This is a genomic window from Vagococcus sp. WN80Y (assembly GCF_059621045.1).
On record NZ_JCAQHY010000141.1, the window covers coordinates 1 to 14010 of the forward strand.

Sequence of the window (14010 nt, forward strand, 5' to 3'; positions counted from 1 at the left end):
AAGTAAGCTAGAAAACAAAGAGGATTCTCCTAATAATCTAAAAAATAGAAGACTGAAAATCATTTTTTACGATTTTCGGTCTTCTATCTTAAGGTTCTTCGGACTTACGTCCCAAACTCTACTAATTTTAAGAATAGTCCACACTACAGAACAATAATCCCGCCAATCCTCTCTCTATCAGCGAGGTAAGCAGTCAAATCCATCACATAGCGCTCTCCCCAAGAAGAAATAACCACGTACTCTCTCTCCTCTCGGTAATACCCCGTAACCGTTACCCAATGAGCACTCATCGCCGTTCGTTCAACAGCTATATCACGTGGTGGAAACTCATGCTCAAAACGCGAAACGTGCTGAACAAACACTTCCTGATTACGCCCCAAGCACCGAAGTACTGTTGGAAACATGTCTTTTGTCGGACCGATCATTAAAGGAATTGGGCGGTCAGCTTTAAGCTGCTGTTGAATGGCTTGGCTTATTTTTTCTTGATTTTTAGTTGAAAAAAATTGACTACGACGATACTTAAAAAAACGATTGACGCCTCGTTTCAATTGCCACCCTTGAATCCCCAGAACAAAATTAGCATCACTATGATAGGTAGCTGGATTAAAAAATGGATTACGCCAAGGCTGTAAATAGCGGTAAAAGAGCGTTTCGACTAGAAGTCGATAAGTTGCCATTGTCAACTTATTTGTTACCACTAAATCTGGTAAACTTTGAGACAACTCTTCGTGAGCTGATACATACAGCAACGTATCCGCCATGGCAATCAACCCACAGCCGCCAAGTCCGATCAAATCCCCGTTGCCAAACACCCCATCGCGAAACCACTCCTGATTCCCTCCGTAAGAGCCGTTAATAGTGACATAATTATCCCGTAGGCAGACATTCGCTTCTACCATCCATTCACCAACTCTCTTTGATATGAATCACCCATCAACAATAGATATAAAAAAGAAATGGCTATATAGCGTAACTTAATTCAACACTATATAAGACATAGGATCGTTTCACTCAATTAGACAATAGTTGCTCCTAATGTATTCTTAAAATGACGCAGCGCCCACTCATGTCCCTGAGGATCAAAGCTCTGAACCGCTTTTTCATGAATAACCAATTGATAGCCTAAATTATAAGCGTCAACGGCAGTATGTAGGACACAAATATCTGTACATACACCTGTCAAATGTAGCTCTGTTATCCCACGTTCTCGTAATCGACAATCCAAATCCGTCCCACTAAAAGCGGAATAATGTCGTTTATCAAACCAATAAATCGTTTCCTTGTCCTTGTTAGCCTCATACAGTGGTAACAACGCCCCATAAAGCTGACGCCCTGGAGTTCCAATCACATTATGGGGAGGAAATAACTTGTTCTCAGGGTGGTAACGATCTGCAGGATCATGTGCGTCAATCGCAAAAACCACAAAGTCACCGGCTTCAATAAATTGTCGTGTAACAGCCACTAAGTCCCCTTCAATCCGCTGCCCTGATTCACCAGTCGTCAGCGCACCATCTGTTGCAACAAAATCTTCTGTGTAATCAATCGACAACAAAGCTTTCATTCGACTTACTCCCTTTACGCTTTATTTACGTTACAATGCCTTAACTAAAGCAATCACCATTTCTGCTGACTTGCGCCCAGCTTCTATAATAAATTCATCAAAATTAACACTTGCTGACTCATCACCAACATCACTCATCCCGCGAACAACGACAAAGGGCACCTTGTATTGATGAGCCACATGAGCAATCGCTGCCCCTTCCATCTCGTTAGCTAAAACCTCTGGAAAATAGTGCTTAATTCGACTAATTGTTTCTTGATTATCTACAAAAGTATCGCCTGACACAATTAGCCCTGTGCGAGTTTGTAGCCCGTTCTCTCTCGCCGCTGTCTCAGCCTGAGCAATCAATTCTTTATCCGCTTCATAATAAAGCGGCATCCCCGCCATTTGTCCCATCTGGTAACCAAAGGCGGTAACATCTGCATCAAAATAAGCTAATTTATCAGAAATAACCAAATCACCAATCTCCAAGCCATCACCGATTCCACCAGCAGAGCCTGTATTAATTAGCTTATCCACCTCATAATGGCTAATCAAAAGAGTAGCTGTAACGGCTGCTAGCACTTTCCCAATCCCCGACTGAACGACAACCACCTCTTTATCTCCGATTGTGCCAGAAATAAAGGTCGCACCAGCCTCGCTCCACTCTGTTTGCTCACTCATCGTCTGACGCAGTAGGCGGATCTCCTCTGACATAGCCCCAATAATTCCAATTTTCACTCGATTAATTCCTCTCTATAAATACTTAACAGCTAAAAACATCAGCACTAAAAGTAGTGCCACAATAATAATTGCTTTTGTTAAAAAACTACTGCGTTCATGCACTTGTTCATTTTGAAGGGCACGGCTGCCTTTAACCGACTTGACCTTTTTCTTTTCCTTAGAAAATACTTTGCCAATCTTCTTTTCTTCCGCCTCGAATTGTTTTTGCAACTCAAGCTCTTTAAGCTTCGTTAATTTACTTTCTTGCTCTTTTAATTCCCGAATCTTGGCACGGGTTAGCAACGGTTCTTTTTTAGACATGACTGCACCTCCCACTAAACGACTTAATTACGTTGATTTTTTTGTTACGACTTGCGTAAGCTTTCTAGTTCCCAATATTGAATTGCCATGATTGTTTTAGCGTCATAAATATCGCCGCTCGCAATGGCTGCCTTCGCTTCCTCTAGGGTCAATTCATGCAGTTCAATCAGCTCATCCTCATCCTGAGGCAAAGGATTCTCGACTGTGACTAAGTCGGTCGCTTTATAGATATAAAGAATCTCATTGGTAAAGCCTGGCGCTGAAGAAAACTCGCTGACAAATTCCCAATTCTTTGCTTGCTGACCAGTCTCTTCTTCGAGTTCACGCTTCGCAGTCTCAAGGGTATCTCCGTCAGTGGTATCAATCTTACCAGCTGGTATTTCTAAGATTACTTTCTCCAGTGGCTTGCGAAATTGCTTCACTAAAATAATCCGTTGGTCAGCAGTTAAGGCGATAATTCCAACTGCGCCATTGTGAAAAACCAGTTCGCGCTTGGCCAGCTCTCCATTAGGTAATTTGACATCATCCACGGCTAACTCAATGATATGACCTGAAAAAAGTGTCTCACGCTTGATCGTTTTTTCCTCAAACTCTTCAAATTTCATTTTTCACCCTCACATATCCTGTTTTCTTGTCCTAATCATACCGTTTACTGGACTTTTTTTCAATTACTTAAGCAACTAGATGGCTGACATTTTTGTAAGGTCTCGCTTATTTTACCAGAACTTTCCTATATAAGTAGGTAAATTTAGTTCATCGTCAGGTAATTCTTAACTAAGTCCTAAGTTTAAATTAAATCAAACTTAGGACTGATACCCTAGTGACCTACTTCTGTGCTAAAATAAGGACATGGAAGTTAATCAAAAGGAATTGGAGTGAAAGATAAAATGAACATAAAAAATATCTCAAAATTTGCCATCTATATACTTGCTGTTATTGGGTTCTTCGTGGTGTTCGATGACACGGGAAGTGTGTTTGGTTCCTTACTTATACTAGGAGTCTTGCTAGTTTTAGCGCGCGTTATCCTAAAAATCATCACTCGTCGCAAATCACCAGCTACTAAATCAGTTCCAGTTGTTTCTTTGCAAAAAGAAAAGCACTACCAAGAATTAGGGATGGACGACAAGCAAATTGCCTTTTTCCGTGAAACAATGGCCACTGCTAAAAAACAGGTTATTCAGTTAGATGAAAACATGAATGCTGTTGCCAAGCTGAAAGCCATTGATTTGAGAAACGATACAGTCAAAGCCGCTAAAGCAATGTTTAAAGAACTCGTAAAAGAGCCAACAAAGTTGCATTTAGCTGACCGCTTTCTTTACAATCACCTACCAAATTTGGTAGACTTAACTAACAAGTATCTTGAGATTAATGCTCATGACATCAAAACAAAAAATACCTATGATGCCCTACAAAAAAGTTCTAATGTGATTGACGAAGTTTCTAAATTGCTCGTATCAGATTATGAACGTTTTATGGCAGACGATCTAGATGAACTAGATGTTGAGATCACTTTAGCTAAACAAAACCTCTCAAGAGAGCAGATGAATCAAGAAAAAATGGCTTATACTGAGAAAGAGGAGAATTAATGTATGTCAGATGAATTAAATTTGGAAGATTTAACAACTGAACCAATCAAACAAGCAACACCTGTCACAAGTACTTTAGATGATTTACTGAGTAATCCATTCATCGATCCAACAAATGCAACGTTAACGAGCGCTCAAACAAATGAAATTAATGAATTATCAAATTTGAAAGAAGCGCCTAAATTGTTAGACCGCCTACCAGCGGATCGACAAAAACAAGCGAAAGACTTGGCCGCTCAAATTGATGTCACTGATTCCCAAGCTGTCTTAAGCTACGGCGCAGCGGCTCAACAAAAACTAGGTGAGTTCTCTCATTCGATGTTAAATCACGTACAAAATCAAGACATCGGCCCTTTAGGCGATTCTTTAAACGAATTAATGTATCGCTTAAATGAAGCAAGCCCTTCAGAGCTTCAAGCACAAGAATCAAATGTTTTCAAACGGATGTTTGGTAAAGTCAAAGAATCCATTTACGAGATTACAGCAAAGTACCAAAAAATTGGGGCTCAAATTGATAAAATTGCGGTAAAATTAGACAAGGAAAAAAATGGCTTACTAAGTGATAATGTGATGCTTGAGCAACTGTATCATAAAAACAAAGACTATTTTGATGCCTTGAATATTTACATTGCCGCTGGCGAAGTGAAGATGGAAGAATTACAGCGAGAGTTAATTCCTGCTGCTATGAAACACGCAGAGCAAACAGGCGATCAGATGGATGTCCAAACAGTCAATGACCTCAATCAATTTTTAGATCGCTTAGACAAACGGACCTATGACTTAAATTTAGCTCGTCAAATCACGATTCAACAAGCTCCGCAAATCCGTTTGATTCAAAATACGAACCAAGCTCTGGCTGAAAAAATTCAAGCCTCAATTAACACAGCGATTCCGTTATGGAAAAACCAAGTGGCGATTGCCTTAACTTTATTACGTCAAAAAGACGCCGTTACTGCGCAACGTCAAGTGTCTGAAACAACCAATGATTTACTGAAGAAAAACTCAGAAATGTTGAAAATTTCAGCGATTGAGACTGCTCAAGAAAATGAGCGCGGAATTGTCGATATTGAAACCTTACAAAAAACGCAAAATGATTTAGTTGAAACTATTCAAGAAACCATTCGCATTCAAAAAGAAGGTAAAGAAAGTCGTCGTGCCGCTGAAATTGAATTAGCTAACATGGAAAATGATTTGAAAAATAAACTGCTAGAAATGACGCAGTAATAGCTTTATACTATTAAACCACTCTTAAGGGGAGTTTTCCCCTTAAGAGTGGTTTTTTTGGCAACTAAATTGACTATTTCAATTTTATAAAGGAATAAAATTCCATTTAAAACGATAAAAAAACAGAAACTTGAAATATTATTTCTTAAAAGGTATAATGACCTTATCAGCTAGGAATTAATAAAAAATAATTAAGGGAGGAAAAAATGTTAGGTTTCTCACTATTTCTAAATGAAGACATCAGTGACTCAACTTATGAGTACATGACACAAATGAAGTCGGCTAATTTTAATACTGTCTTTACCTCTCTTCATATTCCAGAAGATGATTCGTCTCTTTATTTAAAGCGGATTCACGCTTTAGGAAAAGCCACTCAAGAGCTGAATCTCAACCTGATGGTGGATATTTCTGCGAAAGCGCTAGAGGCGATTGGAATTAAAATTGAAGAAGATGTCACGCCCCTGAAAGCAATCGGGATTACGGGTATCCGAATGGATTATGGGATTTCTATGGCAACCATTGCCTCAGTTTCACAGGTAATGATGGTCGGATTAAATGCCAGCACCCTAACATCTGAAGAAGTTTTGGAACTAAAACGACATCAAGCTGATTTTTCTCAGATGGAATTATGGCACAATTATTACCCACGAAACGAAACAGGTTTAGCAAAAGAGTCTTTTGTCGAACGAAACAAGTGGCTAAAGTCACAAGGTTTCAAAATTGTCGCCTTTGTTCCTGGCGACGAGACCTTACGCGGCCCTTTATTCGAGCATCTCCCAACCTTGGAAAAACATCGTCAACTAACGCCACTTGCAGGTGGCATTGAATTAATTAAAGACTGTTTAGTCGATGAAGTAGCAATCGGCGATGAGCGACTTTCACACTCATCAATGACGCAATTTAATCGATATTTTCAAGATGACGTTGTCAGCTTACAAGTAATGCCATTGACTGATCACTATCATGAGTTGTTCCTCTGTAGCCACACTAATCGTGTAGATGATGCTCGTGATGTGGTGCGTAGTCAAGAAGCGCGCTTTAAAGAGTTACCGACAATTAATCAAGAGTCTTGTATCAAACGAGATCGCGGATCAGTTACTTTGGATAATCACTTATACGGGCGATACATGGGCGAGTTGCAACTAACAAAAAAGAAACTACCAGCTGATCCCCGGGTAAATGTTGTCGCTAAAGTGATCCCGGCACATCTCGAATTAGTCGAGTGGATTCAACCTGGTCAGACATACGAATTTTATCAGTAAAAGAGTCGCACTTAATTTAGGAGGACGTAATTAAAATGAATATTGACTCATTAACAACGGAAACACGAAACATGAACACAATGAATTTGGATCAAATGTCTGTCATGGAGACACTAACAATCATGAACACGGAAGATAAACGTGTGCCCCTTGCAATCGAAAAGGCCCTGCCTCAAATCGAAGCTGTCGTTCAACAAATTGTGATAAGCTTTAAAAAAGGCGGCCGACTTATCTACGCAGGAGCTGGGACTAGTGGACGACTTGGGATTTTAGACGCCGCTGAATGTGTGCCGACCTTTGGTACTGATCCTGAAATGGTTCAAGGTCTAATCGCAGGCGGCATGAGTGCCATGACAGTGGCAGTTGAAGGTGCCGAAGATTCTCGCGAGCTAGGCAAAAATGATTTAGTGTCGATTAATTTAACAAAAAATGACATTGTGATTGGAATTGCGGCTAGTGGTCGGACGCCTTACGTGATTGGCGGACTACTTTACGCCACAGAAGTTGGCGCCACAACCGCCACTATCTCATGTAATAAAGACGCTGAAATTAGCAGCTACGCTAGCTTCCCAATTGAAGTAGAAGTCGGACCAGAAGTTTTAACTGGTTCAACTCGTTTGAAATCAGGGACCGCACAGAAATTAGTCCTTAATATGCTATCAACCGTCTCTATGATCGGCATCGGTAAAGTCTATAAAAACTTGATGGTGGATGTCCGACCAACCAATGAAAAACTAGTCGAACGAGCAAAGCGGATTATTATGGAAGCCACAGACTGTTCCTATGAAGTGGCAGAAAAAGCCTTTATTGATGCAGAGGAAAATGTTAAAGTAGCGATCGTAATGATTTTGACAGGGGCAACAAAAACAAAAGCCGAGGAGAAATTAGTGGCTGGCAATGGGTTTATTAGACAGACACTAAAATAAAAAAAGTTGGGGTGACCAAAAATGGCAGATAAAATTCAAGATATTGCTAAAGGAATTTATGCAAATGTTGGTGGAAAAGAAAATGTATCAAAAGTGGTTCACTGCATGACACGGGTTAGAATGGGAATCAAGGATTACTCGAAGGTCGATATGGAAGGCCTAAAAGCAGTTAATGGAGTTATGGGAATCGTCGAGGATGATACCCTTCAAATCGTGATAGGACCGGGTACGGTTAATAAAGTAGCGCAAGCGATGGTGGACATTGCTGGGGTAAACTTAGGTGATGATTTCCCTTCTGACAGCTCCACTAGTGGGAAAGAGGCCGTTGAACAAAAAGCGGCCGAGATGAAAGCTGAGGTTAAGCGCAAAAACCAGAAACCTTGGTCAAAGGCTCTAAAAGCCATTTCTAATATTTTTGTTCCCTTAATCCCAGCCTTTGTTGGTGCCGGTATTATTGGCGGATTTGCCTCAATTGTTGGTAATTTACTAACTGCTGGAACTATTTCTGGGGATACATAGGTAAATATTGTCACCGTTATGAACATTATCAAAAATGGGGTTTTCGGTTATCTAGTCATTTACGTCGGTATGAACAGTGCTAAGGAATTTGGCGCTTCGCCTAGCTTAGGTGGGGTTATCGGTGGCGTAACTTTACTAACGGGTATGAATATCGAGGCACCTTTGCCTAATATTTTTACTGGTGGTAGCCTAACAGCTGGACAAGGTGGCATTATCGGCGTAATCTTCGCTGTTTGGGTGATGTCCTTTATTGAGAAAACATTGCGTAAAGTCATTCCTGATTCAATTGATATTATTGTAACCCCTACCATTACGTTATTAGTTATGGGATTGACGACTATTTTCTTGATTATGCCAATTGCAGGTGCGATTTCTAATTCACTTGTTGGCGTGATTAACTCTGTTTTAAATGTTGGTGGAGCCTTTGCTGGTTTCGTATTAGGCGCTGCTTTCTTGCCAATGGTTATGTTTGGCCTGCATCAAATTTTAACGCCAATTCATCTAGAAATGATCGAGCAAACTGGCAGCACTTTATTATTGCCAATCCTAGCTATGGCCGGAGCTGGTCAAGTTGGAGCAGCCATTGCTTTATGGGTAAAATGTTACAAAAATAAAGGCTTAGTTGAGTTAATTAAAGGGGCTTTGCCTGTTGGAATCTTAGGCATTGGCGAACCCTTGATTTACGGCGTAACCCTACCATTAGGCCGTCCATTTATTACAGCTTGTATTGGTGGCGGTATTGGCGGTGGCGTCCTCGGACTTATCGGCAATATTGGCGCAACCTCAGTGGGCCCAAGTGGTGTTGCTTTAATCCCACTCATTGCTAATGGCCACTGGTTTGGTTATGTCCTCGGTCTTTTAGCCGGTTACGCAGGTGGATTTATCGCCACTTATTTCTTCGGAACTACTAAAGAAATGCAGTTAGGCAACTAACCTTTCTCATCGAATTTATAGGTTAAAACAGACTTAGTAAAAAGACATATAATCAGAATTTTTGATTGTATGTCTTTTTTTTACAGTGTATGATAGAAACGAGGTGAAAAACATGCCAAACAATATATTATTTATCATTCAAGAAAGACTCGGAAGTTTAGCCAAAGCTGAAAAAAAACTCGCAGAATGGATCTTAGCCAACTCCATTGACGTCATTCACATGAATGTCACAACTTTATCAAAAAAGGCTAAATCTAGCCCTGCAACTATAGTTCGTCTATGCCACTCATTAGGGTTGGAAGGCTTTACTGATCTAAAGCTACAGCTATCAACTAATTTGCCTCAAATCACTGAGGAATTGCACACCGATATTGTCAAAGATGAAGAAATTTCTCAGATTAAAAAGAAACTACATTTTAAAGTCGAGAATGCGTTTAAAGAAACGATCACAAAACTAGATGATACTATGATCGAACGAGCCATGACGATGATGGATGAGGCTCAGGTAATTTATGCTTATGGTATTGGTGCTTCTGGACTTGTCGCCGAGGATATTTTTCAAAAATTAACAAGAATCGGTAAAAATGTCTTTTTTTCCAAGGATTATCATTTAATGGCTACCTCTTTAGTCACCAATCCTTCTAAGGGACTATTTTTTGCCATTTCCAACTCTGGTGAGAAGTCAGAACTGATTCACTTAGGGGAAATTGCTAAGGAAAAAGGTATCGATCTAGTTGTTATGACCCATTCAACTAATTCACGGTTAGGCAAAATTGCAGATGTGATTCTTGAAACAGCCAGTGGTGGTGAAGCTGTATTACGAAGTTCGGCATCCAGTTCCATGTTGGTTCAGCTTTTTACAGTCGATATTCTATTTTCAGCCTACGCTTCTAGGCATTATGATAGTACTATTGAACGCTTAAGTCAGTCAAAAGAAATTGTCAAAAAGGTCTAAGTAAATCTCAGTGTTTAATAGAACAACTAAAGGGTGAGCTCAACTAACTCACCCTTTAGTTGATTCACGGCGATTATAAGGTAATCGTGCCATTCGAGCTAAGGCGCCTACTGATACCCCAATCGTATGCGCCACTAAATCCCGCCAAAGAAACCCGTACCCCAAAATCAAGCCACCAAGAGTCGTTCTTCTTATCTGCTCAAGCCACTCTGGGTGATACAGTTGGCTAACCTCTATTACGTAACAAAAAACCAAGGCGACTAACACGAGCTTCAGTTGCTTCATTCTTGGAAATAAGCAGCAACATCCCCAAAAGATCATCAAAGCCCATAGGCTATCTCCCAAATAATCATTCACAGTTTCTGGTAAAAAAGGGGCAAACTGACGCGACAGTAGCCCAGCGACCATCGTCACTAGAGCCAAGCCACCATAAACTATTCGATCTCTCACGTTCACTTCTCACTCTCCATTCATTTTTATTAATTATACTCATTTTTCCTGCCTCTTCTGCAGAATACTCTAAGCTTTAACAAAATTTAATTCGCTTATTTGAAGACAAACCAAAAAGCGTTAGCCAAGTTTTCCTCGGATAACGCTCTAATTAACTATTATTTACTGTCCTTTGGCGCATTCACCAATACTAGCAACTGAATCAACGTATAGATCAACGAGCTATTTTTAGGATACGCCGTGTATTTTGCGACCCACCGACTCGCATACTTGCTTTTGTAATTTCGGAGGCCTTGGAAGGAGTAGAAATGAGTGCCGTATTCATAAATATAGTGAGCCACTCGCTCTTGGAAAAAACTATTTCTTGCATAACCAACATTCGCTAGCGGTGCCATCCCCATATTAAAATACTCGTAGCCTTGCTCCTTAGCAACCTCAAATAAATTAGTAAATAGCGCATCCATCACACCAGATGGTGCCTCACGATGATGTCGCATCAAATCAATGGTTAGTTGCTCCTTATTATACGTTGGCATAATATTAGCAAACGCCACACATTGCCCAGCTTCATTTTTTATCACTGCAATCGGTGCACGACTTAGATACTCGTCGTCAAAATACCCCATAGAATAACTTTTCTCTGGTTGATTTCCTAGCCACTCATCAGATATTTGCCGTAATTCTGTCAATAGCTCGCCTGAAAAAGGCGGCTCTAGTAACTCAAAGGTGAAGTTTTCACGTTCCATTTTATTAAGTAATGAGCGAACGCCCTTCAATTTTTTACCTGAAATAGTAAAGGTCTGAACCTCAACATACGCTTCTTCTCCCATTTTTAAAAAGTCAAAGCCATGCTCATGTAGTAGCATCACAAATGATTCTTGAACTTCATAAAAAACTAAACGATAGCCCAAGCGATCAGCCTCTTCAACAAAAGCTTCAATGGCAGGTAAAAAATAAGCCGGATCGCCTATCGGTTCTCCCATCACCATACATTTATCCACTTTTACTTTATATTGAAATAACACCACTGGCTCTCCTTTTACTTCATAAAAGAACAGCTCCTTATCCCCTAAAAAGATTAGCTGACTGGTTTCATTGCCTCCATATTTTCCCAGTAACGCTTTTACTTTCTCCTCATTGACCTGTTCCCCTAAAGTCAGCTCGCTTTTAGATAAATAACGGATAAAGGCCAACACTAATGTGGCGGTTAGCACGATCGTCACTAACCCTAAAAACCACAAGTGCTCGGAAGGGAAAATTAGAAAGTTGTGAGTAACACGGTGATGTCGATGAGGCAAATTATACACCCCAATAATCACATATAAGAAGCCCAACCCACTGTATAAAAGACTATCTACCGTCAGCATCTCCCATGAGTAAACTAATTTTTCACGATAAAATTGACTCTTAGACAGCATCACAAAAACTAAAACCAAGGCTAAAATAACAACCAATGCCCAAGAGAATTCTTTCCAAATCACATATAAAATAGACCCACTTAACAAGATAACCGTCGGCATAAACGCCTTTTTGACCTTTTGAGCCGCTCCGCGACCCATTGCCAATAGTAAAAACCCAATAAAAAGACTTGGTGTTTGTGTCAAAAAGTGAAAGGAAGCTGGATTCAATTTACCAATCACAGGGTAATCATTGAAAGCCTCTGGAATCGTCGCCGATAGTACCAGTAAGATTCCTGAAAAATAGAGCGATGTAACCAAGGCATAGTGAGCAAGCTTACTAGCCGCTTCTTTTGGAATCCCATTATACCGCTGATTGAATTGTTCACCCAAATTATGACTTAAAAGTAGTAACCCGATTATAAAGGGAATCAAGTAATAGAATAAACGGTACAATAAAATCCAAATTACGGCGGTTCCATGAGGAATTCCTAAATTTGCTAGGCCAAGTAGCATCATAACATCAAAGCTACCTAAAGCCCCCGGTATCATGGAGATCATTCCGATAATCGAACAAGCGATATATAGCGGTATCACTTGTGTTAGCGAAAAGTCTATTCCCATTAGCTTGCCAATACTGACAAAAGTCACCAAGACTCCCGTCCATTCTAAAAAAGACGCGCCTACTAATTGACTCTCAATTTTTAGGGTCAAATCATCAAAAAAATCAGCTTGGCTACGGTGTGTCACGATTAGTACTACTGGAAAGTAAAGACTCCCTCCTGCTAACCATACCCAGTACTTCTGTAAATAAGGGTTACCTTGACCAACCCAGACTAGTATTAAGGAAATCAAACAATAGAGAGAAAGACCTGACATAAAAAATAACAATACCTTTGACAAGGCCTTTAGAAAGTCTTTCCCTGCTACTTTTTTACCATAGAACTGCGTCCGAAGTCCAGTACTGATCAACCCACCAAAGCCACACAGATTATTGATTGTATTAGTAATCCAGCTTGTTTGAATGACATAGGGCAATGGCCGTTTTTCTGGTAATAGATTCGTTAAAATAACATCATAAAACAGCATTGGAATCACCGCCACACACCCAATCACTGCCATTAAAACAACTGCTAAGGGATTTAGTGTCGCGAGAACTTCTTGTAACTGATTCAAGGACGTCGTTTTGGCAATCGATACTACCTCACGCACCACAATCACACTGACAGAGATTAAAAATAAGAGTTTTAATAGTTGGGCACGCTTTTTAAACCATGCTACTAATTGAGACATGTCACATCACCTTTCTATTTGCTTTTATTTTTAGTTAAAAATCGTAACACACGCTGATTAAAAAAGTCTGGTCGCTTTTTGGCTAACGCATGCCCAACCTTCGGAACTATTTCTAATTCACTTTGAGGAAGTGCCTTGGCGATCGCTTCCGTATGACTAATCTTAATGCTATCACGTTCACCTGCAATCACCAATGTAGGCTGAGTCAGATGACTTAAATCCTTTTTAGTAATATCCAGTGGCTTGACGATTAGGCCAAGTAAGCGCGAAAAATGAGCCGCTAACTTGGAGATTCTCGCGACTAAAGAGGTCAAGCCAAACCCTAGCTGAGAAAGTTTTCGCGTCCACCAAGTTAGATCCTCTGGTGCCAGATTACCTGAGTTTAGCACCAACTTATCAACGTAATCTGGATACAATACAGCAAAAGTCATAGCCAAATTGGCGCCATCACTGAAGCCTAATAAACTAACTCGGGTTACCCTTTCTTGCCGACAAATGGCTAAAATATCCTGTGCCATTAAGCGAAACGATAAGTAATTCTCTTTATTACCAGATTTTCCATGCTCTCTACTATCCATTGCGATCACTTTAAAATAACGACTAAATGTCGCGATTTGATTTTTAAAATAACTGGAACTACCACCATTTCCATGAAGGAGAATCAGCACATCACCCTCGCCGTATGTTTGATAAAATAATGAGGTTCCATCAAAAGACTTAACATAATTACTAATTGCTTCCATCCCATCACCTTCTTCTCTCTTATCATACTATTTTGTCTATATTCGAGCAATTAGAATGCCATCGAATCATAAAAAAACACCAAAAACCAGAATTTCTCGTTTTCAGTGTTTATTTATAAGCGTCTATAATATATCCAG

At 40.0% G+C, this 14010-nt stretch carries 13 protein-coding genes and 1 pseudogene; 6 read left to right on the forward strand and 8 right to left on the reverse strand.

What is annotated here, in order from left to right:
- Positions 1–143: 143 nt before the first annotated feature.
- The 5 genes from AC5KOD_RS08555 to AC5KOD_RS08575 all read right to left on the reverse strand — a co-directional run bounded on the left by AC5KOD_RS08555 (position 144) and on the right by AC5KOD_RS08575 (position 3189).
- Entirely contained in the window at positions 144–899 is a 756-nt protein-coding gene (locus AC5KOD_RS08555; protein ID WP_496914132.1) for a hypothetical protein, read from the reverse strand.
- A gap of 116 nt (positions 900–1015) precedes the next feature.
- On the reverse strand, positions 1016–1561 hold the full coding sequence (locus tag AC5KOD_RS08560; RefSeq protein ID WP_496914133.1) for a cysteine hydrolase family protein: 546 nt from the start codon (positions 1559–1561) through the stop codon (positions 1016–1018).
- Between the two features lie 30 nt (positions 1562–1591).
- Positions 1592–2281, reverse strand: coding sequence for a 5'-methylthioadenosine/adenosylhomocysteine nucleosidase (locus tag AC5KOD_RS08565; RefSeq protein ID WP_496914134.1), 690 nt, complete (start codon positions 2279–2281; stop codon positions 1592–1594).
- A 15-nt stretch (positions 2282–2296) separates the two neighbouring features.
- Positions 2297–2584 (reverse strand): cell wall synthase accessory phosphoprotein MacP, encoded by a 288-nt coding sequence (macP, locus tag AC5KOD_RS08570; protein ID WP_496914135.1) that lies wholly within the window; start codon positions 2582–2584, stop codon positions 2297–2299.
- Between the two features lie 44 nt (positions 2585–2628).
- Complete coding sequence (locus AC5KOD_RS08575; RefSeq protein ID WP_496914136.1) at positions 2629–3189, reverse strand: NUDIX domain-containing protein; 561 nt, start codon at positions 3187–3189, stop codon at positions 2629–2631.
- Between the two features lie 282 nt (positions 3190–3471).
- On the opposite strand from AC5KOD_RS08575, the gene AC5KOD_RS08580 reads away from it, so the two are divergent.
- The 6 genes and pseudogenes from AC5KOD_RS08580 (at position 3472) to AC5KOD_RS08605 (ending at position 9989) form a co-directional block, all read left to right on the forward strand.
- The gene (locus AC5KOD_RS08580) at positions 3472–4170 is read left to right on the forward strand and encodes a 5-bromo-4-chloroindolyl phosphate hydrolysis family protein (protein WP_496914137.1); all 699 of its coding nucleotides are present in this window, start codon (positions 3472–3474) and stop codon (positions 4168–4170) included.
- Positions 4171–4173: 3 nt separating this feature from the next.
- Positions 4174–5394 (forward strand): toxic anion resistance protein, encoded by a 1221-nt coding sequence (locus AC5KOD_RS08585; protein WP_496914138.1) that lies wholly within the window; start codon positions 4174–4176, stop codon positions 5392–5394.
- A 206-nt stretch (positions 5395–5600) separates the two neighbouring features.
- Entirely contained in the window at positions 5601–6656 is a 1056-nt protein-coding gene (locus AC5KOD_RS08590; RefSeq protein WP_496914139.1) for a DUF871 domain-containing protein, read from the forward strand.
- Between the two features lie 35 nt (positions 6657–6691).
- Complete coding sequence (gene murQ / locus AC5KOD_RS08595) at positions 6692–7582, forward strand: N-acetylmuramic acid 6-phosphate etherase (RefSeq protein ID WP_496914140.1); 891 nt, start codon at positions 6692–6694, stop codon at positions 7580–7582.
- A gap of 21 nt (positions 7583–7603) precedes the next feature.
- Positions 7604–9034: pseudogene (locus tag AC5KOD_RS08600) on the forward strand (PTS transporter subunit EIIC).
- Positions 9035–9146: 112 nt separating this feature from the next.
- Complete coding sequence (locus AC5KOD_RS08605) at positions 9147–9989, forward strand: MurR/RpiR family transcriptional regulator (protein WP_496914141.1); 843 nt, start codon at positions 9147–9149, stop codon at positions 9987–9989.
- A 48-nt stretch (positions 9990–10037) separates the two neighbouring features.
- Here the strand turns inward: AC5KOD_RS08605 and AC5KOD_RS08610 are convergent, their stop codons facing one another.
- From AC5KOD_RS08610 to AC5KOD_RS08620, 3 genes are all read right to left on the reverse strand, one after another.
- On the reverse strand, positions 10038–10445 hold the full coding sequence (locus tag AC5KOD_RS08610; protein ID WP_496914142.1) for a ribosomal maturation YjgA family protein: 408 nt from the start codon (positions 10443–10445) through the stop codon (positions 10038–10040).
- Positions 10446–10597: 152 nt separating this feature from the next.
- Entirely contained in the window at positions 10598–13129 is a 2532-nt protein-coding gene (gene mprF / locus AC5KOD_RS08615; protein ID WP_496914143.1) for a bifunctional lysylphosphatidylglycerol flippase/synthetase MprF, read from the reverse strand.
- Positions 13130–13143: 14 nt separating this feature from the next.
- Positions 13144–13872 carry an alpha/beta fold hydrolase gene (locus AC5KOD_RS08620; protein ID WP_496914144.1) on the reverse strand — a complete coding sequence of 243 codons (729 nt, stop codon included), beginning with the start codon at positions 13870–13872 and terminating at the stop codon, positions 13144–13146.
- Positions 13873–14010: the final 138 nt, after the last annotated feature.